The following is a 24,084-nucleotide window of genomic DNA, read 5'->3' on the forward strand; positions in this document are numbered from 1 at the left end:
TTTACAACTATTAAGAATGTTAACTATATAGTAATCATGCGGACATATCATATTATTTTATTTTCGATAATAACTATGCTTGTATCTTGTATGCGTAAAGAGAAAATTGACACAATAGTATCAGCCGATAAAATATATTTGGTTGATGCGGAATTTACAAACCAACAGGCAATGGCTATTGATAAAGGCAAAATAGTTGCAGTTGGAACCCTTGATGAAATAAACTCTAAATATGAAGCCAAAGAGTTTTTGTTCTTTGAAGACAAATATATTTTTCCCGGATTTATTGATCCACATTGTCATTTTATTGGTTATGGACAAATGTTGCAAAATCCGTGGTTAGGTGGTGCAGATAGCTGGGAAGAGGTTGTCGATAGGGTAGTGAATTACCAAAAAGAAAACCCATCGCAGTGGGTTTTAGGACGTGGCTGGAATCATGCCGAGTGGAGAGATAAAAATTTCCCCACCAAAGAACTTTTAGATAAACACTTTCCTGACAAACCTGTGTTTTTAACAAGAATCGATGGTCACTGTGCTATTGCCAATAGTGTAGCCCTAAAAATGGCAAAAATCGACTCTAAAACCAGAATCAATGGCGGAGTGGTAGAGGTTGTTAATAATCAACCAACCGGATTATTGATTGATAACGCGATGGAGTACGTTAGAGAAATAATACCAGAAAACACTACTCAAGAAAAAGTACAACAAATATTGGTAGCTCAGAAAAACTGTTTTGCAGTAGGCTTAACGTCAGTTACTGATGCTGGATTGTCTTACGAAGATATTATGCTGTACGATTCACTATCAAGCGGTGGCGAGCTTAAAATGTTTATTAATGCCATGATTGAAGCTTCCGAAGAAAACATCAATAAAACATTGGCGATACGAGATAGCATTGGCGAAAAGCTATCAGTTCACAGTATAAAAATGTACGCTGATGGTGCCCTTGGTTCGCGTGGCGCTCTGCTTTTAGAGCCCTATTCTGATGACCCAAGTACATCGGGATTGCAAGTAAACCCCAAGGAGTATTACACCCAAATGTGCAGTATTGCATTCGACAATAACCTTCAAGTTTGTACTCACTGTATTGGAGATAAGGCAGTTAGTATGATATTAGATATCTATTCAAATTTTTTAACTTCCGGAAATGATTTACGTTGGCGAATTGAGCACTCTCAAGTAGTTCAGGAATCTGATTTTGACCGTTATGGAAAATTTAATATCATACCATCAATACAGACAACTCACGCAACATCAGATATGAGTTGGGCAGAACAAAGACTCGGCGATAGAGTTAAAAATGCATATGCTTATAAGCGATTGCTTGAGCAAAACAGTTGGATTCCAAATGGTAGCGATTTTCCTATTGAAGATATAAATCCTATCTATGGTTTTTATTCAGGAGTATTTAGAAAAAACGTAAAAAACCCACAAAACGAAGGGTTCCAGGTTGAAAATGCTCTATCACGCGAGCAAGCCTTAAGAGCAATGACAATTTGGGCAGCCAAAGCAGATTTTAAAGAAACCATTCGAGGCAGTTTGGAAATAGGAAAAGTTGCCGATTTTGTAGTATTAGATACAGACTTAATGGAAGCCGATGAGAGCCAGATTACTAATTCCAAGGTTTTGAAAACTTTTGTCGATGGTATTAAGGTATTTGAACAACAGTAATTTAATAAAGCTCTAAAGCAGTAATTTATGAGTTTAGATATTTATAAAAAGAGATACATTGTAAAGTACGAAGATATTAACGCAAATGCTCGCTTTAAGGAGACTACTATTGGGTTAATAGCGCAGCAAGTTTCAGCAGAACACGCACAGTTGTTAAACATGGGATATAATGAATTGCAGCTGCTAAACAAAGCATGGATGATGTCGCGCGTTGTTTTTGAAATTTATCACTCACCAAAACCAAATGAAGAAATTTTAATCGAGACCTGGATTGAGAAAACAGACCGCATTCACTCATATCGCAATTGTCACTTTTATGATAATGAGAACAAGATTTTTGCTGCGGCTCAAACTGCTTGGATTGTAGTTGATACCGTTAAGAAAGATATTGACGATGTTAGAAACTATGTGACTAATTTTCCACATATTCCCAATATATGTGTGATAAAACATTCACCGGATAGAATAAAGCCTTTTACAGCAAAACCACAACATGTATATACAAAGCATGTTGACTTCTCATCGCTCGACTTGTTAGGACATGTAAATAATATGAAATATGTAGAGTGGTTTATTGACGGACTGCCTAATAATCTTCAATTTGAGAAACAAATTGAATTACTCTCCATAAACTATATTTATGAGGTTTTTAACAATGATATTTTGAAATATGAATATATTTGTAATCAGGAACAGGGTTCAACTATTGTTAGTTGCAATGTAATTTCTGAACAATCAGATAGGTGTGTAGTAACTATAAATTCACAATTAAAAGCTATATAAACGAATGTTAGTCAGAGTATTATTATTTGTATCAATTGGATTACAATTTCTTGCTGCACTGCTTGCAATAAGCATGTTTCGCCGCACAAAATATAATATTTCGTGGATACTTTTTACCATTGCTTTTATTATCATGGCTCTTATGTTACTGTTTGATGCCGTGGCACATGAAAAATTATGGTCGCCAATTGAAATCAACCTGTTAAACAAGTGGTTGGGAATTATTACTGCTATACTTTTGCTCGCCGGAGTTATATTTATTCGTAAGATTTTTGATTTTTTAGACAGGATAGAACGTTTAAGAAAAGAGAACGAGTCGAGAGTTTTGAACGCAATTATCAGAACCGAGGAGAAAGAGCGCAAGCAGTTTGCAAAAGATATGCACGATGGATTAGGTCCGTTGCTTTCGTCAATAAAGATGTCGCTATCAAGCATAAACGACGAGAATTTCTCGCAACAGGATAAGCGTATCTTCGAAAATTCAAAACTTATGATAGATGAGTCAATCCGTTCACTGAAAGAGATTAGCAATCACTTAAGCCCCCATATATTAACCAATTTTGGATTAGTTAGAGCCTTACAAAACTACGCAGGAAAATTAAACTCTTTGCACTCTATAAAAATTGATATTAACAGTACAATAGGAGGATATCGTTACAATTACAATATTGAGGTTGTTATTTACAGAGTAATTACCGAGCTGATTACCAACACGTTAAAACATGCGGGAGCATCGCAAATTACTATATCTATTTATAATGAAGAACAGGCACTAATAGTTGAGTATCAAGACAATGGCAAAGGTTTCGACCCGGACGAAACGCTAAATAAATTACAAGGCGGAATGGGATACGACAACATTAACACCCGACTAAAATCAATAATGGCTCAAATGGAGCTAAAAAGTGACCATGGTGAGGGAGTTTATGTAAAAATAGTTGTGCCTATGTATGAGTAAAAGAGGAAAGCTAAAAGCACTTTTATTACCTTCTACTTGTACCTCGAATATAATTCGTGTTTCGCAACAGAGCTATAACTAATTCAGAATTATGGTTTTCAATTATACCAAAATATTTCCTCCTTTTTAAATTTATTAAAACTTATTGAAAACAGTAAGCCAAGGTAATTTCCTGACAAATTATAATCCCCTCTTGTATCAGCCGACACAAAAAGGTTTGCAAATTGATACTCTCCTGTTATTGTATTTTGCAAATTGAATACATAAATTAAATTAGCTTTTAATAGGATTTTTTGCAATGCGTATGAAAACCCCGTACCTAGAACAAAGCTTCCTTGAAAAGCATTTTTCTGACTTTCGAGCTTTAATCCAAATATCTCCCTACTTTCTGATAATTCCTCATCTATAACTGTATATACATATTCAGACTGACCATATGGGAAATACATTATTTTAGAGCCAATTAATAATGATGCAAAGGTATTTTTGCTAGTTTGTAGATTTAAAGATAGCAGTAATGGAAAGGATAAAGAGTAAAATGCGTATGATTTATAAGAATCTGTAAGGTTCCCCTGGTAACTATCGAAGAGGTCGTACTTTTGTATTTCGTATGCAAAAGAATACGTAGGCTCCATGGCAAGAAGCGTACCTGTTTGAAAAGACCACATTTTATCGGAATTGAACCCGTATAAAATACCTGCATTAAAGCCCAATATTGGTTTATTTTTAAATGTAAGATTACCATACTGAGGTCTGATCTCTGCCTTTTTATATAAAACAGGTCCAGCAACCAAGCTCCAGTTGGAAAAACCAGAGAGCCTATCGTAAACTTTTCGCTCTTGCGAAAAGGTGTTTTTTACGACAACATTACTGAGCAATATACTCAACAATATTATATTTATTATGTGCCTTATCATGTTAGAACATTTTTTTTTACCATTTTAAAATCTACTATTACTTATTACTTGTTATAAATAATCAGCAGTGCAATTTTTTTGAATATTGTGAAATAACGAAGTCTGGACTATACTATTATGTACAATCAGTATTATTTAGCGGTTATCTTAAATTAAACCGATAATTCAAACCAACTACATACTGGTTATATACATCTTTCCCTTCAATTTTGTTTAACATAGGGTAAGTCATAAATGAAAAGTCCAAATATAGATTGGGTATTTTTTTAAAAGGAAAGTCATACCCAACCCCAATTCCTAAATAATACAAGTCGTCAGCTTTGTATGGTATATCACCGCATAGACAATAGTTGCCCTGATTAAATGAAGTTTCTGCAAACAATCTATGCCCTTTAAAATTTATAATATTGAATTGAGAAAACAGACCATAAATAATATAATGATTTTTTGGTTTTGATATTTGAGAACTAAATATATTTAAAATTTGAAGACCTGCGAAAATATGCTTGCTAATACTTACTCCAATATTTGTATTCCACGTAAATTCATCATATCCGTAATTATTTTTATAAATATCCTTTTCGTTAAATCTCAAGTAGGTTAATGATGTGCCTATCATCATATGATCGGCAAAATCTCTCTGTGCTGTGGCACTGCTATAACACTCTATCAATAAAAGAGATAGTAATATAAGTCTCATGTTAGTAAGTTTATAAGTTAGAAGTTAAAACCAACACCACACATAAAACCACTTTTACTGGAACCATTGATATAGAAGTTTTTTTGCCAATCCAAGTCTATAAAAATATGATTTACAACCTGAAGTGTTATGCCTATTGGAATTGATACTTTACTGTGTTTCAATTCTTTACTTATAATGAAATCTTCCTCTATTATTATGTTCTTGTATTCAAATGTGTTAGCTATATATGGAACATGTTTATAATTTGTTTGATTGTATCCCACTTCAAAGTACAGGTGCATAAGTTTTAAAACCTTTCTATTTATGGTATATGGGAGTGTATATCGTGCAAAACAACCGATTTCGGCAAAACTTCTCTTTTTGTAAAAATTGCTCAAGAAAATTTCATAGCTAAAATTGCCACCCACGTAAAAATTACGGTATAAGTTATATGCAAAATATGTTCGTGGTGAAAAAGAGAATAATTTGGCAAATTTGTTGCTTTGCTCATCAACAAGATCACTTGAATATAGAAGGTTTGGATGTATTCCCAAAATAAGTTTAGATTCTGTTGAGTCTTTAAGTATTAATTGCCCATAAGTTGCACAGCAGGCAAATAAAAAAATTGTGGAAATTAAATATCTCATATAATTTATTTTTTTTAAAAGACTAAACGTGTAAATTTGTTTTTTATGATTTTTATCATTGTCTAAAAACGAATAGTTGAGCAAAATTGTATAAAAAAGAATTAATATGTTTAAAATTGAGAAACACCCCATTTTGACAGTACCGTCGGGGGATACTGTCACCTTTAAATTTAACGGACAAGATATTGTTGGCGAGCGTGGGTTAACAATTGCAGCAGCACTACATCAGGCAGGTTATCCTGTTCATAGTCACAGTTTAACAGATAGAAACAGATCGCTTGAATGCGGTATTGGCAAGTGCGGTGCTTGCGAAATGCTTGTTGACGGAGATGTTAGACGTATCTGTATAACAAAAGTTGATAACGTTAAAGAAGTTTCCGAAATTCCGAAAGATTACAATCCTCATGTTAAGAAGGTTGACTTAGAAAAACAGACTAAGATATATAAAACTACAGTAGCCATAATTGGGGCAGGTCCTGCAGGATTGGCAACTCGAGAAATTCTCAATAGTAACAATGTTGACAATATCGTTATCGATAATAACGATCGTATCGGGGGGCAATTTACAATGCAAACACACCAGTTTTTCTTTTTTGAGAGTGAGAAAAAATTCGGTGGCATGCGTGGTTTTGATATTGCAGAAACGTTGGCAGGAGACGATCGTTCGGGAATTATCTTAAATACAACTATTTGGGATATTCTTGAAGGTAAACGCTTAGCTGCAAAAAATATAGTAACAGACGAAATATTTTACATAGATGCCGATCATTTGGTAATAGCAACAGGAGCAGTTCCGTTTATGCCTGCTTTCGAAAACGATGATCTCCCGGGAGTATATACCGCTGCAGTTGTGCAAAAAATGATGAATAATGAGTTTACTCTATTGGGTAAAAATATTTTAACCGTAGGAGCGGGCAATATTGGTTATTTAACAAGCTATCAGGCTATACAGGCGGGAGCTAAAGTAAAAGCTATTATTGAGGCAATGCCGCACGAAGGAGGATTCCCTGTACAAGCCAATAGGGTTCGTCGCCTTGGTATTCCAATTTACACTTCGCATGTTTTGCTTAAAGCTATTCCAAATGCCGATCATACAGGAGTTGTAGGTGCAGTAGTTGCTGAAGCTAAAAATTTTAAACCGGTTCCGGGTACAGAAAAAGTTATTGAAGGTATAGATCTGATAAATATTTGTACAGGATTAGTTCCCGACAACCAGTTGTTAATCAAAGGAAAAGAGATTTTTGGGCGATACGTTTATGGTGTTGGCGACGCCGTAAGAATAGGCGAGGGAACAAGTGCTGTTTTGCGTGGTAAACAAGCAGCTTTCGAGATACTCGAAGATTTAGGAAAACGATATAACTACAACGATTTTTTAAGAATAAGCAAAGAGTATATTGATTCTCAACAACATCCAACAAGAATTATAGAAAAACCATATATGCCTTCTACCGAACGAATGAAAAAACCATTCGTTATGATAGATTGTCTGTACGGGTTTGCTTGTAACCCTTGTGCATTTGCTTGTCCACACGGAGCTATTACAAAAACATCGTCGAGTACTGTACCACAAATTGATTACAATAAGTGTATTGGCTGTATGATTTGTGTCACAATGTGTCCGGGTTTAGCTATTTTTGGATACAATGTTGAGAAACAGCAACTCTTTTTGCCTATTGAGTATGAAGTTACGGAAGGTGCCGAGGTGTTTATAGTAAACAATAACGGCGAAAAACTTGGTGAAGGTGTTGTTGAAAAGATAATGGTCAAACCAAATAAAACCAATTTAGCTCGCGTAAAAGTTACTTTGGGATTGAGAGGGCATTTAACAGAGGCTCGTGGTTTTATTGTTAAAGATAATTATCCGGAACCAATAAGTTTCTCTCCGTATAAAGATAAAGATGAAGCTGATAAGCTTATATGCCATTGCGAAGATGTTTCGTTGGACGAGATATTACAAATTATAGGCGATAGGAAATTTATTTCAATAGATGAGATAAAACACATTACTCGCTTAGGCATGGGAGCTTGTCGCGGGAAGCGATGTATAAAACGACTGAGCATGTCATTGGCTGAGAAAGGAATACAGATAGTTGGCGAAGCTACACCACGTGGACCAATGGCAAATCAACTATCGATGGGTGAAATTTATCCAAAGAGTGTTAAAGAGCAAATAATTGTCGATTTAAAAGGTAATACACCACGCAGAGTTAAAACACAGATTTTGATAGCAGGTGGAGGAATGGCAGGAAGTTCTCTATTCCGTTATGCTGCTGAGGCAGGAATGAAGCCTGTACTTATAAATTATGGACGAGGTTCATCATGGAGAAATATCGCAGGTGGCAGACCGGCGTTTAGTGTTCCTGAGCTTGCAGATATTGCAACAAATAATCTTCATCTGTTCAAAGAGTTACAGAAAATTAGCAATATCAACTTCTATCAGACTAACTATATTTCCTTTGCACACGACCAAGCCACTTACGAAGCTTTAGATAAATCGCGGGAGTGGAGCAATGCGTACATGATATCTCCTGCACAATTCAGAAAAGAGATAAGTGAATCATTTAACCCCAATGGAACCAAATACCTGGGAGCATTAGTTACAAAAGATTGTTGGCAGGCTACACCAGGTCTTACAATCGACTTAATTCGCCAGTTAGGAATTAAAAGTGGCGGAGAGATACTTGAAGATTGTAAGCTTATAAGAGTTGAAAAAGTTGGAAACAGGTATATCTCATTAGTCAAAGACCACAATCAAGAGTATATTGAGTACGATTCTGAACTGTTTATCAATGCATTAGGTTATGAGGCAGATAAGTTTGCACAACAGTTAGGATACGAAACAGGATTATATCCTGTTAAGCACCAGGCATTTATAACACGCAGACTGCCTATGTTGGGAGTAAACGGAAAATCATTGGATATGTTGATTGATCGTAGGCATTATAAAGGATTTACAGCGGTTTATGGTCAGCAACTTGCTGAAACAGGTCAGATAATTGGCTGTGCATCGCCTGCAAATGAGCCTATGCATGCAAACAGACCACTTGCTATCAATGATAAAGACTTTTTGAATATTGTTTCCGAAGTTTTCTGTGATTGGATTCCACAACTAACATCTGTAGGAATGCAGGCAATTTGGGCAGGTTACTATACGGAACCAAGAATGATTGTTGACCCCGCAAAAGGACTTATGGTGGGATTGCGTGGGCAAGGCTTTATGCTTTCAATGTATTTGGCAAAAATGTATATCCAAGCTATTACAGGTCAAAAAACACCTGAATATTTTAAAAAATTATCACTTGAAGGAGAAGGCATAAAAGAAGATGTGTTTAAATAAAAGCAACCAAAAATTTTTAATTATCTTATTACCTTAAAATAAATATTTTTATTAAAATTTGAAGCCCAGTATCAATTTTGATATTTGGGCTTCGGTTTTTTTCGTTTCGTAAAATAGTTATAACTTTGGAGACAATTATCAGATCTAAAATGGATTTTGAATCAAACCTATTGACAATCTTTTTTATAACCATCACTTTATATTTGTAGTTTAATAAAATATTGTAGGTAAATGAGATATATATTTCTTGTTTTAATAGGTTCTCTTTTGCTTTTTTCGTGCCAAAAATTAAATAGAGGCAAACAACAGAAAGCAAAAGAATTTACTTATAAATTATCTTATTTAGTTGGAGTTGAGGAGCATCCTGCTGTTGCAATAATGCCCGAAAAGTTAGTTGTTTACTACACAAAAGATCATATATATTATAAAGCCGAAGGTTGGATGGGTTTTTTTTCTTCAGCACAAATAATTAGTATCAAAGATAGCACAAGAACGCTTTTAGCCAAGTTTATGGATAAAAAATATGCTAATATTCAATTGTTGAAAGATAAACCATTGAAATTTGAAAATTCTGAACATTTATCGATAAGTGATGATGTCAACATGCTGAAATTTAAAGGATTTGATGCTGTAGAATGCGATATTTATTTATCCGGAAAATATAATGGAGAAAAAAAAGTTATATATACAAACCATTTTGACATTGAAAATCCAAATATTGGCACACCTTTTTGTAGTATAGAAGGCATATTGTTAAACTACACTATATCGATGATGGGAATACCTGTAACTATTGAACTACTCGATAGTAAGGATACTCTCATTGATGATTCAATGTTAACAGTATCTGATGACTACCAAATAGTGGATCGTGAAAAATTTGAAACGGTTGTTGATGAATACTTGCCTAAATAAAAAAGGTTTTTTATATTGTTTTTTAAATATATGGCAAAAAGAACTAAAAATAAAAACGAAAACAGAGCCAAATCAAAGAGAGGCAACGATAAAAGAATTCCAATTCTTTTAGGGTTGTTTTTCGTGGGGCTATCGTTTATTATTTTGGTATCATTTATCTCCTTCTTATTCTCGTGGCAATCCGATAGTATGATAATGGATATTTCTGTAGGAGAGCTACTTACAGATGTTGATATAAAATACTCGAACTGGATGGGAAAATTAGGTGTTTTTCTGTCAGTTACATTAATTACCAAATGGGTAGGAGTCCCTGCCTTTTTGATAATACCAATAATATTCTTATTTGGGATGAGATTTTTTGGAAAAAAAATCATGCCATTTCGAGCAACAGCTATTCGCTTAATTGTTGTAATGTTTTGGTTATCAATAGCATTGAGCTACCTGTTTGTTGATAGATATTTTTTATTAGGAGGTGCCCACGGACACTATATGTCAAGGTGGATTGAGTCAATGTTGGGAAAAGCAGGGACAGGACTTTTTATTCTGTTTTTGGCAATTGGTATAATAGCATTTTTGTTTGAGCCGATATTTGAGAAAATAGTAAACTATTTTAGAAATATCGCCACCAATTCTAAAAAACATAGCGATACGGAGACAGAACAAAATGAGTTGGACACGAGAATAGAAACAATCGGAACCGGCTCATCGGAGATTAAAATTAACGTTGTTGGAAAAGAAGATATTGAAGAAGACACTCAAAGTGTAACAGATAACGAAATAGACACAGATACAGATTCATATGATTTTGTTGTGGAAAAACCGCAAAGCGAAGATCATGAATCATTAGAAAACGACTCTTTTGACATATCAGAACCAAGTCCAATCCCAATAGATCCCAACGATGCAGACAACAATTTATTAGATGTAGAGTTAGTTGAAGACGATATGGCTGATAATGATACTGATTCAATATCTAAGAATATAGGCAAATATTCAGGAGAAGTTGGATTTGAAATTGAACAAGGTGTTGAAGATGATGAGGAATCAGAAGAAAACTTGAGGACAATAGCCGAGGGAAAATATGATCCTAAATTAGAACTATCTAACTATCAGTATCCTACATTAGCCTTATTGCCAAAAGTAGACAAGTCTGATAGTAATGTTTCAGACAGTGAGTTGCAGGAAAATAAAGATAAGATTGTAACAACACTTGCAAACTACGATATCAAAATCGTGTCAATAAAGGCTACAATTGGGCCTACTGTCACACTTTACGAAATAGTTCCTGCTCCCGGAGTTAGAATATCAAAGATTAAAAACCTGGAGAACGATATAGCTCTTAGTCTAGCAGCACTTGGAATTAGAATTATTGCACCCATACCAGGGAAGGGAACGGTTGGAATTGAAGTGCCTAATCAAAATCCCGACGTTGTTTCAATGCGCTCTGTTTTGGCAAGTAAGAAATTTCAGGAAACAGAATTTGAACTTCCCTTGGCTCTAGGCAAAACAATAACAAACGAAGCATTTATTATTGATCTTGTAAAAGCTCCACACTTATTAGTTGCGGGTGCAACAGGACAAGGTAAGTCGGTGGGTTTGAACGCAATTTTAACGAGCCTGTTGTATAAAAAACATCCAGCTGAATTAAAGTTGGTGTTAATAGACCCCAAAAAGGTGGAATTAACGCTCTATAACAAACTTGATAAACATTTTCTTGCAAGTTTGCCAGATAATGACGAACCTATTATAACCGATACTACCAAAGTTATTTACACGTTGAATAGTTTGTGCTTAGAGATGGATAATCGTTACGATCTGTTGAAAATGGCACATGTGCGGAATATCAAGGAGTATAACGAGAAGTTTATCAATAGGCGTTTAAATCCAAATAAAGGACATAAATATATGCCCTATATAGTGGTTATTATTGATGAATACGCAGACTTGATAATGACTGCAGGAAAAGAGATTGAAATGCCTCTTGCTAGAATAGCACAGTTGGCAAGAGCAATTGGAATACATATGGTAATTGCAACTCAAAGACCGACGACAAATATTATTACAGGTTTGATAAAAGCAAACTTTCCGGCAAGAATAGCCTTTAGAGTTGCACAGGGTATTGACAGTAAGACAATTTTAGATGGTCCGGGAGCAAATCAACTAATAGGGAGAGGAGATATGCTGGTTTCTCTTGGCAGTGAACTTGTGAGAGTTCAATGTGCTTTTGTTGACACACCAGAGGTTGATGCTATTACCGATTATATCTCCAAACAACAAGCTTATTCCAGTATATATGAGTTACCTGAATATGTGCCTGAAAATAGTGGTTTAGACCCCGCGTCAGTCGATTTACAACAGAGAGATGCTCTTTTTGAAGATGCGGCACGACTATTGGTAATCCATCAACAGGGTAGCACTTCGCTAATCCAAAGAAAATTTAGTATAGGATATAATAGAGCAGGAAGAATAATTGACCAACTTGAAGCTGCAGGAATAGTTGGACCTTTTGAAGGTAGTAAAGCCAGACAGGTACTTATTCCCGATGAGTATTCACTTGAGCAGTTGCTAAAGAATCTTGAATAAAAAAAACGTATAATTTATAGTATAAAGTTAACAACCTAAAAAATCATTAAAATGAAAAACCTATTGTTATTTTTAATCGTTTCGTTACCAATTTTAACTAACGCACAGTATGATCCTGCTGCTCGAACACTTCTCGATAAAGTATCAAAAAATACAAAGTCGTGGAAAACGGTAAAAATTGAGTTTAACGCATTGATTACTACAGCAGAGCCTAAAACTGAAGAGAATCATAAAGGGACACTTTGGCAAAAGCAAGATAAATATAAGTTAGTCTTGATGGAGTCGGAGACATATTGTAATGGCAAACATAAATGGGTATATATGCCAGAAGTTGAAGAGGTGAATTTATATAATGTTGATAAAAGCAAAAGTGAAAGCCTTTTAGATAATCCTCAACAGATTTTTACAATTTACACCAAAGGGTTTAAGTATCAGTTAATTGGAGAAATAAGCGAGGCGGGAAAAACATTGACCGAAGTAGAGCTTGTTCCGGAAAACAGAAATGTTGAGTACTTTAAAATCAAAGTGTTAATTGATAAAGCGAACAACAGAATTGAACAAATTAAATACTTCTCAAAAGATGGCTCTAGAATTACTGTCAGTGTAATAAAATACACTATTGATCAGGCATATCCGGACGACTTTTTTACTTTCGACATAAATAAACATAAGGATGTTATATTAATTGATATGACTGAATAGTGTTAAGTTTGAAGCAATTTGTGATAAAACCAGTCTTTATCAATACTGTAAAATTATTAGCCTAATGATGAGAAAGTTTTTGACAACTATTGCAATAATTGTATCGGTTTGCAACATTGCATTTTCGCAAATTGAAGAAGCGTCGATAGGATATATACGTTTTTCAAAGCCGTATATTTCTAAAGGTGAGTTAGATATATCAAAAAACGGAACTCCATTTAAGTTTGCAGAACCGATTGATGTAGGCATAAATATTGCTGATTATGCAGAATTAAACCACGATAGAGGCACTATATCGTTAACTTGTCAGTCTGATGGCGCAAAATCGTTAAATGCAATATTGACAATCTCTTCAAGTTCAAGCAATTTTGAGTTGTTTATATCAGATCAAAATGATGATCAGCTGTTTGGACCATTCTCTTATGATGATTTTACCTATGGATACTTACCAACTCCGCTTATATCAGGAGATGTACTGAAATTAAAAATTATTAAAAAGGACGCCATAACGCCCAATGTTACTCTCTTAACGCTTGGATATGATTATGTTGGAGTAGCTAATAAAGATGGATTTTACGGCTCATCGGGGAGTTGTAATATCGACGTCAGATGTCCGGAAGCAGTAGAGTGGGAAAATGAAAAAAGTTCGGTTGTTAGGCTTATAATAAACTCACAGTATCTTTGTTCTGGCGTAATTGTCAACAACTTACGAAATGACAAAAAGCCGTATATGCTCACCGCAAACCATTGTGTAGCAGATTCTATTACAGCGGCTAAAACAGTTGCATACTTTAATTATGAAAGTCCATCGTGTAACGGTCCAGACTCTCCGATACAACAAATTCGTCCAGGTTTTTTGATGCGTGCCACCAAAAACGATTCAATAGGAACCGTTGACTTTGCACTTTTGGAAGCGAAACAACCAATACCCGAACATTTTAATGCAAACTACGCAGGTTGGGACGCTTCGGGACGAACTCCAACAAATACAGTAGCAATACACCATCCTCGTGGAGACGTAAAGAAAATTTCGTTCAGTAATAAACCCCCTTTAATTACAAGTTATCCATACATAAGTAATTATGATAAAAACTCGTTTTGGAAGGTAACATATTGGGATTTAGGAACTACAGAAGGGGGGTCGAGTGGTTCACCTTTATTTGATCAAAACCACAATGTTATTGGTGTTTTGACGGGAGGTACTGCTTCGTGTGAAAGTTTGAATCCTGATTATTTTACTCAGGTAGCATATGCTTGGGATAAGTATCCTGAAAAATCGCAACAGCTAAAATATTGGCTTAACCCTGATAATCTTCCTACACGTATCTGTGGAATACTCGGAATTGAAGATTTAGTTGATTATAACTCTGAGAGTGATGTGGAGTTATATCCAAATCCCACGTCAAGTAATTTTAGCTTCAAGTGGAGGGGGCAGGTAAATAAAGTGCTTAATATCGAAGTGTTTAGTTATTGTGGTAAAAAGATAGCACAATATCAGCAAAAAACACCACCCGACAAGATAATTAATTGCCAGACAGATTTACAACCAGGCTTTTATATTATCCATATTTACGACAATAAATATTCAAATAATGCCAAGTTATTGATAACCAAATAGGAATTCAATTTCAATGGTATGTATCTTCCGTAAAGAAATCTGTTTTTAATTTATTAACGACTATACCTATAATTAATATCAGACCGGCGACTATAAGTAAAAAGTGCCAATATTTGGAGACAAAATCATTGCCCACTCCGTTCAATATTCCAGGATAAACACTTTCTATACGTGGTATAAGAAAAAAGACTCCAACTAACAGAAGCAGTAAGGGAACTACTTTGTCTCTTCTGGCAAAGCCGATAAGCGAAAGTAGTATAAGTAATATTGGCCAAGAGAAAATTATTAATTGTAGAGGCGGATTTAACAATCCAAAGTTGAAAGCATTAATAATTAAACAGGTTAAGATTAAAATAGTACCTATAACAGCTGTCAGACTGAGTCCCTCTTTTGCATCATTAAATGTACTCATTTTACACTCTTTTGAATATTGTATTGCATACCATCAATCAAAATATATGCGACTGCATAATACAATAAAATTTGATTAAGCAAAGTTAGAGAACTCTACAAAGAAAATGATTAAGAAACTATTAAGATTAGGTTAAGGTTTTTTGCTGTGATGAAGTAAGTTTCCGCTCGCACACTTTACAAAAGCGCACGAACGGAGAGGGGTTATTTTTTTAAAATTTTTGTTATTTCAGAACTAATTGTTTCTGCTGCTTTGTTATATGATTTTACACTTGCACTTTCGTATGAATTTCCACCACCTTTGATGTTAACAAATGAGTTTTTATAAATCTCTTTTTTCGTTGTGAAATCAAACACAGATACTGTTGCGTCAAGGTAAGTAAAATACAAATTATATATATTATTGCCTTTTCTAATTTTTGCAATCAGTTCTATTTTGTAATCTGCAATTTTTGGGTCGTTAACAAACGTATAGTTTATAGTTGATAAAGCTTCTTTAATTTTTGGCTCAATAAATGGAATTGATAACTTATTAGAACTCAAATCGTACTCTTTTGAACTAATCCAAAATGTGAGGCCAGAAGCAATTAATTTAATATCGGTACTGGCAGAAAATGATTTTAAAATTTCATTTTTTGCATCAATACTATCGATTCCTAAATAGCTCGACAAATCTATCATTGCCGATACCACCTGTATCTTTTCTGTTGACGAAACTTTATTTATAAAACATTTTGCTGAGCCTGAATAATCTGTTGTTGCGTTGCAATATTGTACATCTTTGTCAATAAAAAGGACAGGCACATTAGGCAATACTTTTTCAACTCCATTTCTGTTTTTAGAAATAGCTACAATCTCGATTGGTTCAGGTATTGGCTGACCAAACTTAACCTCTATCTCATCTTTTTTTGCTCGTAAAATTATCTGTTCACTTTCGTAAATTTTGTTTATCTCCTCTTTTATCTGAAGATATAATCTGTTAGCTTCATCTGTTTGATGATACTCGTTCTCTGTTTTTCCAAGCGCAAAAAGTAAAAATTTAGCATTTTCAATCTCTCGAAAATATGCCAATGTTTGAGCATAAGTTTTTAAGGCATTTTGGTTATTATTTGTCAATAAATATAGTTTTGCCTCATTGATTTTATTAGATATTGTTGATAGTTTTAGTGATATGATATTCTTATAAAAACTTATCACCTCTGATTTTAATGCAAATGCAAAGGCATATCCAGTATTATTTCTCTTATCATAATACGTTTCAATTTTCAAACCTGCAATATCTGCTTTTGATAAGGATTCACTTGATTGTTTGTAATATTCACTAATATTGTCATCTGTCTCTTCTATTTGCAGGGTTGACGAACTCTGTATTGATACGTAAATTGATTCAATCAAATCTTTTTTCGCTAAATCTGACAAATTTGCCAGCATCTCATTTATTTGCTCATTTGAAGAGTTTATATTTGATGCAAACCCAATTAAATACTGGGATTCTGGATAATTGAATTTTCTTTGTGATGAATTTACCCAATTAGGTGTCTGAGCATCTACAAGCTGGAAGTTGACCAGCATTAGTAGTAAAAACAGAATAATGTTTCTCATATTTATAATTGTTCTTTTAATTTATCAGCTTGAGCTTTTTCTCTTTTTGCTTGAATAATGGCATTTTGATATTTTCTAGAAGTGGGAACTAACTTCATTGCTTCCATAAGAGTATCAATTGCTTTTTCAGCCTGACCTCCATACATTAAAAGTATTCCGTAATTGTAAAATGCTTTTGCTTTTACTTTTGGTTCAAGTGGTTTTTTGGTTGCATCTTCAAGTAGTTTTAAGCCTGCATCCCATTCGTCAATTTTCAGTAGAGTAAGACACTGGTCAAGTTCTGGAAGCTTTGAATCTCTTTCAAAAGTAGCTCTTACAGTAACATCGTATGGAGCTATCATTTTCATAAAATCAGTAGAAACTTTTTTTAATGCAAATGAAAATAGTAGGTTTTTGTCAATTTCTGGTGCAGCTTTATTGTTAGCAGATTTTTTGTCTTTATGAGTACCATCAATTGTTTTTACTGCTAAAACTTTTGCTGTAACAATGTCAATTAGCTTCAAATTAACAATAAATGTGTGGGTTCCCTCCCTATAAAACGTTTGCATTTTTTCTCCCTTATCTGTTGTCCACGGTTCACTTTTTGACAATTTTTCTTCGTATTTGTCAGCCTGTATTCTGCCAAATACCATAACTGCACTACCAATTATTTTCCCTAATTCAGCAGCAGTCTCCTCATCAACCAGACCAGATTGTCCTAATTCTTGTTCTTTTAATATTTTATTCAAATTTTGTCTGTCAAGAACATCGAAGCTTTTAGACTCAAAAAGTTTTGATGTTAATTCATCTACAAGGTCTTTTGAATGTTGGTCAACTCTGCCGTAGGCGTTAGTAATATCTCCAATTGAGATTTTTTTATAATCCTTTAAATTTACTTCTGCGGGTCTTTTAACTGTGAGTTCAATTGATGGATTACAACCCATAAATGTGGCTGATACTAAAGTAAACGCACAAATTAAAACATTTAATTTACTCTTTTTCATATGTCTGTAATTATTTAGTTATAGGTTATTAGCAATTAACAGTTAGTAATTTCGGATCTTAAAAAAGTTGATACATTTTACTATATATCTTTTTTAGCCATTGAATTGACAAATTTAAATATTTTATATCAAATATCGTTTGTAAAAGTGAAAATAGATGTATTGTTATAGAAGGTCAATTATGTTACACTCACTCATTTTACAAAAATATGACAGCAGGGGAAACTTATTGCACAAACTGCCTTTATATTATTTGTTCACAATTAGTTTTACACTTAAGGTCTCTTCACACGTATAGTTAAGATGAACAATGTACATCCCTCCTGAAAGGTTTTGAGTGGAAATTTCTTTACAGTTATTGCCTTTGAAAACTGTTTTGCCGCATATATCTATAATGGTTACACTATAATCTGTTTCATCTGATGTAACAATATAGAACCTGTCATTTGTGGGGTTAGGGTATAATTTTACTATATGTTCGGTATCAATACTTACCGCTTTTATTTTTGAATATGCGTATTTTCCGTTAAAATCTGTTTGTTTAAGGCGATAATATGAGATACCTCTGTACGGTACCATGTCAATAGAACTGTAGGTGAGAAGTGTAGAAGAAAATCCGGCACCTTTTACAGTGGTAACTTTTTCCCATTCCAAACCATTTCTACTTCGTTCTATGGTAAAAAAGTCATTATTGGCTTCAGATGCAGTTGCCCACTTTAGCTCAACTTTTCTTTCCTTATCTTTAACAAATGCTTCAAAATATAAGAGTGTGATAGGTAGAGGAACCTCTTCTATTATTCCAATAGAACTCACTATGAAGCCAGAAGCGTATCCCCCTGCAAAAATATTATTATTTAGTATAGCATCTACTTGTGAATAACAAGAGACATTTCCCCCGGAACCGTTTCCGCCCAAAAAAATACTACTTTGCGCATTTGCATTGAAATATAAAGCAATAGAGCAAAGAAAAGTGACATATATTTTAAAAAACTTCCAGTTCATTATGACTATGGTTGTGTTCTACCCAATCTAAGTCCGGATGTATCCCATTGTTCGTCCAAGTGCAATTGGCTTGTTTGATTGCGAGCTGAAAGTTGATGAGCATTAATTTGATGATTTAGCGAGCCGTCGTATAGCCAATTCGAGCCTTTTAAGCCGGCAGCCAAGGGCCAGCCAACTACATCAGCATCTCCGCTTGCAGTAATCATTCCGTTACCTTGATTATTTCCATTGAAAATTCTGTTATTAATGCTAGAGTCGTATTTATCACCTATTCCTACACTATAAGTATATTCCGATAAGTTACCACTCATTTCCATTACACCGTAATATCCCGCTCCTGCGCGTTCTCTATCTGAGTTTGTGCGTGCAAAAATACCACAACGTAAAGGACCAGTGGTCTTTTTACCATAAGCAATATTGGCATTTGGACTTGCAGTCTCACTTTCAGTACCCAGATTGTTGAGTGAGGTCATTGGACCTGCTTCGTTTATTTTGGTAGTGCCCCATGCATATTCGTTGGTAATGGGATCTAATGGACCTCTGCAAGCTTTTTCATATTCTAATTCAGTAAAAGGTCTTAGTCCACTCCAGTCGGCAAATGCTCTCAAGTCATAAAAACTTATCCAGTTACAGGCAATATGTTGTCCATCATTTGGGTCCCCTGATAGTCCATTATTGTTCAAATCATTGCCATAAACACGGGGAAAAGGTTCTCCCGGGTCTGACATTACCTTTATTCCGTTTCTGCCTTGAGGAGTAGAGTAATTGTTATTATTCCTCATAAACCTACCTTCAGTAATTGCTTTGCACCTAGATTGCTGCTGTGTTCGAGTTAGTTTATTCAGGAACTCTTTATACATATATTGTGAGAGTTCATATTTCATAATATAGAAACTCTGATATCCTTTCGGAAATTGTGCCGATAATGTTCCTTCTCCACCAATGGTAGCAGCACTGTATATAGTAGAAGCCTGCCAAAGTTCATTGGTTGCAGTATTACCAATAGTTATTGCCGCTTCTGAAGTGATTTGAAAAGGTTCTGTTGTGGTACCTTTCGCAAGATGACCGCGAGAGTTTGAATTCGGACCATCTCCCACTTTGAAAGGACCTGTGGGGATATAAACCATTTCAAGGGCAAATACACACACTTCAACACTGTCGTAATCAGCTAAATCGTTTACGCCATAATTCCAACGCAATTGGACTCCAGTGTAATTAACAGGTCCATATCCATCAGCGCTCCTATACAAGAATACTCCAACAGCGGGGTTGTTTACAGCGTCAAAACTAGTATTGGTTACGACTAAGCCCGGAGTAATTTGAGAGCCTGTAGGAGCTGTGTGACCTTCATTATTGAGATATGCATGGTACCATTTTTTTTCTAATTTGCTCCGGTATTTAATAAATATCCATGCAGCATCCCAGTTGCTCTGCTCAGTAGAGGTGCGCCAGGAGTTTTCCCAACTAATATCAAACTGAATCATTTTATATTTAGAAGCGGTGTTTTGTCCTGTAATTGATACATTGCTTATTTGAATGTTGTTAGCAAATAAAAATGTTTGCGGAAGAGATAATAATACTATCAACATTAGTGTCTTTTGGATATATTTTTTTGCATTCATAAGTATATAATTTTTTCGGTCTAAGGTCGTATGGAACTCACATGCTACACAGTTAAAAGTTTATAAAGTTTCTTTCTACTTTTACTTTTCAGCTTGTACCTACATATAAGGTTGGTATGTTTGTTTCATAACTTTTTGGTTTTTAATCTGTTTTTTTTATTGTTGTTATCAATATCCACTCATCACTTACTTACAATCAGTTTTACAATTGTTGTTTCTCCACCCGTATAGTTTATACGAACAATATACATTCCATCTGGAAAGTTTTGAGTGGAAATCTCTTTATTGTTATTGTCTTTGAAAACTGTTTTACCAAATAGATCTGAAATAGTTACGCTATAATCTGTTTCGTCTGAGGTTACAATATAGAATCTGTCATTTGTGGGGTTGGGATATAATTTTAAGGCATTTCTATCTGTATCAATATTTACCGTTTTTATCTTTGAATATGATGTTTTTCCGTCAAAATCTGTTTGTTTAAGGCGATAATATGAAATACCTTTGTATGGTACCTGATCTATATAACTGTATGTGAGAAGTGTAGAAGAAGACCCCGCTCCATTTATAATAACAACCTTTTCCCATTCCAACCCATTTCTGCTCCGTTCTATGGTAAAAAAGTTATTATTGTTTTCAGATGCAGTTGCCCACTTTAGCTCAACTTTTCTTTCCTTTTCTTTAATAAATGCTTCAAAATATAGTAGTGTAACAGGTAGAGGAACCTCTTCTATTGTCCCAATAGAACTCACTATGAAGCCAGAAGCATATCCTCCTGCAAAAATATTATTATTTAGAGTAGCATCTGCTTGTGAATAACAAGAGACATCTCCACCAGAACCGTTTCCGCCCAAAAAAATACTATTTTGCGCATATGCATTACAATGCAAAACGGCAAATAATATAAAATAGATGTATGTTTTAAAAAACTTGCTTTTCATTTTGGTTATGGTTGCGTTCTACCCAGTCTGAGTCCGGTTGTATTATACCGAAATCTAGTATGAGATTGACTTGTTTGATTGCGAGAAGAAATTTGATGAAAATTAATATGGTGGCCCGCAGTGTTATAGAGCCAATTCGAACCCTTGATACCTGCAGAAGTTGGCCAGTTAGCATTACCATCTCCGTTTTCCATAATTATTCCGTCTCCGTGATTGTTTCCGTTGAATTCTCTATTATCTTGTATTCCTACACTGTACGTATATTCCAATAAATTACCACTCATCTCCATCACACCGTAATATCCTGCTCCCGCCTGCTCTCTGGTTGTGGCCGTGCCAGCAAAACTGCCACAACGTACAGGACCTTGCACCCCGGGTTTATCGCCATTAGCAATATTGGCTTTGCCTATTGGGTTAATTGCAACTTCATTTATCTCACCTGGATTGATAATTTGTGTTGCGCTGAATATATTGGTAGTACCCCAGGCATACTCATTGGCAACAGGTAGTAAATGACCTCTGCAAGCCTTTTCATATTCCAGTTCGGTAAAAGGTCTTAGTCCACACCAATCGGCAAATGCTGTCAAATCCCAAAAACTTATCCAGTTACAGGCAATATGTTGTCCATCATCCATTTCTCCCTCTACACCATTTCCGTTTAAATCATTACCGTAAATACGGGAAAAAGGATCTCCGGGGTCTGACATAACCCTTATACTATTTCGGAATTGAGGAACGGTATCAGTATCTGTATTACTCATAAACATACCGGTAGTTATTGCAGAAACTCTTGCTGCCTGCTGTTTTCGCGTTAGTTTGTTAAGGAACTCTTTATACATATATTGTGAGAGTTCGTATTTCATAATATAAAAGCTTTGATATCCTTTTGGAAATTGTGCCGATAACATTCCTGATTGACCAATAGAAGCTTGAGCGTATGGAGTGTAATCACCCCAAAGTTCAGTAGATGCATTATTGTTAATGGTTATTGCCGCTTCTGAAGTGATTTTAAAAGTTCTCGTTGTATTACCTGCCACAAAATGACCACGAGAGTCTGATCCCGGAAACACTCCATCTCCCGCGTAAAAAGGACCTGTTGGAATATAAACCATTTCAATAGCTAATACAGATAACTCAACACTATCTTTATCATCTAAGCCGTTTACACCATAATTCCAGCGCAATTGAACATCCGTGTAATTGACATTTCCAACTCCATCGGAATCCCTATATAAGAACACACCAACAGCAGGGTTGTTTATAGAGTCAAAACTTATATTAGTTACAACAAAACCCGGAGTAATTTCAGAGCCAGCAGGGGCTATATGACCCGAATCATTCAGATAGACGTGATTCCAAACCGTTTCTCCTTTTTTGCGGTATTTAGCAAATATCCATGCGGCATCCCAGTTGTTTTCTAAGGAAGAGGTGCGCCAGGAGTTTTCCCAACTAACGTCAAATTCAATCATTGTATATTTAGAAGCAATGTTTTGTTCAACAATTCGGACATTGTTAACCTGAATATTGTTGGCAAATAAAAATGTTTGAGAAAGAAATAATGCTGTCAGCATTAGAGCTTTTTGGATATGCTTTTTTGTATTCAAAACACTCAGATTTTAATATTTGATAACTTATTTTGATTGTATAATAACGTACAATTCGCGAGCCAAACATACAAATTTTAAGAATAAAATAAAATATCGTTTGTTTTTTGCTGCTCTTATTGTATTAATAAGCAGTTTAATAGTAACTGGCCGGAGTGAGAGATATTTTTGATTTTCGGAGTTTATCTTTAAGATTTATATCCACCATCAACTGTTTTTTGTTGAACACCAATTCCCGGATAAAATGCTCAACTTCGGGTAAAAATTCACTCATGGGGTAAAAGGCAACTTCGTGTCCGATATCTTCCATTGAGTAGAAAACGTAAGGATAACCTTGTTTTCGGAAATGTTTTGCCAAAGCCCTGGAGCCAAACATTCCCAGTGAGAATACCCGGATTTTCTTATAAGGTACCAGTTTGTCACCACTACCGTGTAAAAATAGAGTAGGAGCGGGATTAAGTGTGTACGATGGTTTACCCTCTTCGCTGAAAATAGCTCCGGCGAAAGAGATAACACCAGCATATTGAAACGATTGCGAAAGTATGCTCGCAGACTCTCTGTTGTCACGTTTTTCGTAATCGGCTTGCAAAACTGTAATGGCTCCTGCACTTGAGCCACTGATAATAATTTTTGTTGTGTCGATATTAAACTCTTCGGAGTTTTTTAACAGATAATCTGTTGCTGAATATAAATCGGCTACCGCTAAGGCAATAGCTTTTCGCAGCGGTTTGTTATTGTATATAGTGGGAGCTTTTTGATATTTCATTCCCAAACGGTAGTCGATGGAAACCACTTTAAATCCCCTTTCGGCAAAATAGTTAAAATAAGTGTTATAATATTTAGCGTCACGCGTTCCTCCTTTAAATCCTCCGCCGAAAACAAAAATCAAACAGGGCTGCTTTGTGTTGAAAACCGAATCTAAGGAGTAGATATCCATTTTAAGTTCCTCTCCATCTTTTATAGCAAAAATGTGTGTACTTTTTGCAATATCAGCCAAAACCAAAAATGGCGAAAAGAAAAAGAGAAAAGAGATAACTAAAATTTTGAATCTGTTCATTGGGTTTTTTAATAAAATTTTTATTATGTATGCTTTACAAAAGTGTGTGAGC

Annotated in this window: 19 protein-coding genes; 8 read left to right on the forward strand and 11 right to left on the reverse strand. The window is 34.9% G+C overall.

Annotated features, from left to right (window positions below):
• Positions 1-36: 36 nt before the first annotated feature.
• The 3 genes from GX311_08680 to GX311_08690 are packed head-to-tail and all read left to right on the forward strand — an operon-like array spanning position 37 to position 3,412.
• Complete coding sequence (locus GX311_08680; GenBank protein ID NLK16456.1) at positions 37-1,671, forward strand: amidohydrolase; 1,635 nt, start codon at positions 37-39, stop codon at positions 1,669-1,671.
• Positions 1,672-1,698: 27 nt separating this feature from the next.
• Complete coding sequence (locus tag GX311_08685) at positions 1,699-2,454, forward strand: hypothetical protein (GenBank protein ID NLK16457.1); 756 nt, start codon at positions 1,699-1,701, stop codon at positions 2,452-2,454.
• Positions 2,455-2,458: 4 nt separating this feature from the next.
• A complete protein-coding gene (locus GX311_08690; protein ID NLK16458.1) occupies positions 2,459-3,412 on the forward strand; it encodes a sensor histidine kinase in 954 nt (317 codons plus the stop codon).
• 98 nt (positions 3,413-3,510) lie between these two features.
• Here the strand turns inward: GX311_08690 and GX311_08695 are convergent, their stop codons facing one another.
• The 3 genes from GX311_08695 to GX311_08705 all read right to left on the reverse strand — a co-directional run bounded on the left by GX311_08695 (position 3,511) and on the right by GX311_08705 (position 5,658).
• A complete protein-coding gene (locus tag GX311_08695; protein NLK16459.1) occupies positions 3,511-4,329 on the reverse strand; it encodes a hypothetical protein in 819 nt (272 codons plus the stop codon).
• A gap of 142 nt (positions 4,330-4,471) precedes the next feature.
• A complete protein-coding gene (locus GX311_08700) occupies positions 4,472-5,029 on the reverse strand; it encodes a hypothetical protein (GenBank protein ID NLK16460.1) in 558 nt (185 codons plus the stop codon).
• A gap of 17 nt (positions 5,030-5,046) precedes the next feature.
• Positions 5,047-5,658, reverse strand: coding sequence for a hypothetical protein (locus GX311_08705; GenBank protein NLK16461.1), 612 nt, complete (start codon positions 5,656-5,658; stop codon positions 5,047-5,049).
• A 106-nt stretch (positions 5,659-5,764) separates the two neighbouring features.
• Here GX311_08705 and GX311_08710 point away from each other — a divergent pair, with 106 nt between their 5' ends.
• The 5 genes from GX311_08710 (at position 5,765) to GX311_08730 (ending at position 14,813) form a co-directional block, all read left to right on the forward strand.
• Entirely contained in the window at positions 5,765-8,995 is a 3,231-nt protein-coding gene (locus GX311_08710) for an FAD-dependent oxidoreductase (GenBank protein NLK16462.1), read from the forward strand.
• Positions 8,996-9,226: 231 nt separating this feature from the next.
• Positions 9,227-9,910 (forward strand): hypothetical protein, encoded by a 684-nt coding sequence (locus tag GX311_08715; GenBank protein NLK16463.1) that lies wholly within the window; start codon positions 9,227-9,229, stop codon positions 9,908-9,910.
• A 30-nt stretch (positions 9,911-9,940) separates the two neighbouring features.
• Positions 9,941-12,493 (forward strand): DNA translocase FtsK, encoded by a 2,553-nt coding sequence (locus GX311_08720; protein NLK16464.1) that lies wholly within the window; start codon positions 9,941-9,943, stop codon positions 12,491-12,493.
• Positions 12,494-12,544: 51 nt separating this feature from the next.
• Complete coding sequence (locus GX311_08725; GenBank protein ID NLK16465.1) at positions 12,545-13,195, forward strand: outer membrane lipoprotein carrier protein LolA; 651 nt, start codon at positions 12,545-12,547, stop codon at positions 13,193-13,195.
• Positions 13,196-13,259: 64 nt separating this feature from the next.
• Positions 13,260-14,813, forward strand: a complete 1,554-nt coding sequence (locus GX311_08730; GenBank protein ID NLK16466.1) for a trypsin-like serine protease — start codon at positions 13,260-13,262, stop codon at positions 14,811-14,813.
• A gap of 10 nt (positions 14,814-14,823) precedes the next feature.
• On the opposite strand, the gene GX311_08735 is transcribed toward GX311_08730, so the two are convergent.
• The 8 genes from GX311_08735 to GX311_08770 form a co-directional block, all read right to left on the reverse strand.
• Entirely contained in the window at positions 14,824-15,225 is a 402-nt protein-coding gene (locus tag GX311_08735) for a hypothetical protein (protein ID NLK16467.1), read from the reverse strand.
• A 203-nt stretch (positions 15,226-15,428) separates the two neighbouring features.
• The gene (locus GX311_08740; GenBank protein NLK16468.1) at positions 15,429-16,826 is read right to left on the reverse strand and encodes a hypothetical protein; all 1,398 of its coding nucleotides are present in this window, start codon (positions 16,824-16,826) and stop codon (positions 15,429-15,431) included.
• 2 nt (positions 16,827-16,828) lie between these two features.
• The gene (locus tag GX311_08745; protein NLK16469.1) at positions 16,829-17,809 is read right to left on the reverse strand and encodes a hypothetical protein; all 981 of its coding nucleotides are present in this window, start codon (positions 17,807-17,809) and stop codon (positions 16,829-16,831) included.
• A 249-nt stretch (positions 17,810-18,058) separates the two neighbouring features.
• The gene (locus GX311_08750) at positions 18,059-18,811 is read right to left on the reverse strand and encodes a T9SS type A sorting domain-containing protein (protein NLK16470.1); all 753 of its coding nucleotides are present in this window, start codon (positions 18,809-18,811) and stop codon (positions 18,059-18,061) included.
• A 5-nt stretch (positions 18,812-18,816) separates the two neighbouring features.
• A complete protein-coding gene (locus tag GX311_08755) occupies positions 18,817-20,433 on the reverse strand; it encodes an SUMF1/EgtB/PvdO family nonheme iron enzyme (GenBank protein NLK16471.1) in 1,617 nt (538 codons plus the stop codon).
• Between the two features lie 182 nt (positions 20,434-20,615).
• Complete coding sequence (locus GX311_08760) at positions 20,616-21,371, reverse strand: T9SS type A sorting domain-containing protein (GenBank protein ID NLK16472.1); 756 nt, start codon at positions 21,369-21,371, stop codon at positions 20,616-20,618.
• A 5-nt stretch (positions 21,372-21,376) separates the two neighbouring features.
• Positions 21,377-22,975, reverse strand: coding sequence for an SUMF1/EgtB/PvdO family nonheme iron enzyme (locus tag GX311_08765; protein NLK16473.1), 1,599 nt, complete (start codon positions 22,973-22,975; stop codon positions 21,377-21,379).
• A 136-nt stretch (positions 22,976-23,111) separates the two neighbouring features.
• Positions 23,112-24,032: an alpha/beta hydrolase fold domain-containing protein gene (locus GX311_08770; protein NLK16474.1), complete on the reverse strand. Its 921-nt coding sequence runs from the start codon at positions 24,030-24,032 to the stop codon at positions 23,112-23,114.
• Positions 24,033-24,084: the final 52 nt, after the last annotated feature.

The sequence above is a fragment of the Bacteroidales bacterium genome (assembly GCA_012519055.1).
Lineage (GTDB): Bacteria > Bacteroidota > Bacteroidia > Bacteroidales > Salinivirgaceae > JAAYQU01.

Excerpts from the sequence above, each read along its gene's own strand:
- GX311_08680 (NLK16456.1), top strand. The coding sequence starts at position 37 with ATGCGGACATATCATATTATTTTATTTTCGATAATAACTATGCTTGTA.
- GX311_08685 (NLK16457.1), top strand. The coding sequence starts at position 1,699 with ATGAGTTTAGATATTTATAAAAAGAGATACATTGTAAAGTACGAAGAT.
- GX311_08690 (NLK16458.1), top strand. The coding sequence starts at position 2,459 with ATGTTAGTCAGAGTATTATTATTTGTATCAATTGGATTACAATTTCTT.
- GX311_08695 (NLK16459.1), bottom strand. The coding sequence starts at position 4,329 with ATGATAAGGCACATAATAAATATAATATTGTTGAGTATATTGCTCAGT.
- GX311_08700 (NLK16460.1), bottom strand. The coding sequence starts at position 5,029 with ATGAGACTTATATTACTATCTCTTTTATTGATAGAGTGTTATAGCAGT.
- GX311_08705 (NLK16461.1), bottom strand. The coding sequence starts at position 5,658 with ATGAGATATTTAATTTCCACAATTTTTTTATTTGCCTGCTGTGCAACT.
- GX311_08710 (NLK16462.1), top strand. The coding sequence starts at position 5,765 with ATGTTTAAAATTGAGAAACACCCCATTTTGACAGTACCGTCGGGGGAT.
- GX311_08715 (NLK16463.1), top strand. The coding sequence starts at position 9,227 with ATGAGATATATATTTCTTGTTTTAATAGGTTCTCTTTTGCTTTTTTCG.
- GX311_08720 (NLK16464.1), top strand. The coding sequence starts at position 9,941 with ATGGCAAAAAGAACTAAAAATAAAAACGAAAACAGAGCCAAATCAAAG.
- GX311_08725 (NLK16465.1), top strand. The coding sequence starts at position 12,545 with ATGAAAAACCTATTGTTATTTTTAATCGTTTCGTTACCAATTTTAACT.
- GX311_08730 (NLK16466.1), top strand. The coding sequence starts at position 13,260 with ATGATGAGAAAGTTTTTGACAACTATTGCAATAATTGTATCGGTTTGC.
- GX311_08735 (NLK16467.1), bottom strand. The coding sequence starts at position 15,225 with ATGAGTACATTTAATGATGCAAAAGAGGGACTCAGTCTGACAGCTGTT.
- GX311_08740 (NLK16468.1), bottom strand. The coding sequence starts at position 16,826 with ATGAGAAACATTATTCTGTTTTTACTACTAATGCTGGTCAACTTCCAG.
- GX311_08745 (NLK16469.1), bottom strand. The coding sequence starts at position 17,809 with ATGAAAAAGAGTAAATTAAATGTTTTAATTTGTGCGTTTACTTTAGTA.
- GX311_08750 (NLK16470.1), bottom strand. The coding sequence starts at position 18,811 with ATGAACTGGAAGTTTTTTAAAATATATGTCACTTTTCTTTGCTCTATT.
- GX311_08755 (NLK16471.1), bottom strand. The coding sequence starts at position 20,433 with ATGAATGCAAAAAAATATATCCAAAAGACACTAATGTTGATAGTATTA.
- GX311_08760 (NLK16472.1), bottom strand. The coding sequence starts at position 21,371 with ATGAAAAGCAAGTTTTTTAAAACATACATCTATTTTATATTATTTGCC.
- GX311_08770 (NLK16474.1), bottom strand. The coding sequence starts at position 24,032 with ATGAACAGATTCAAAATTTTAGTTATCTCTTTTCTCTTTTTCTTTTCG.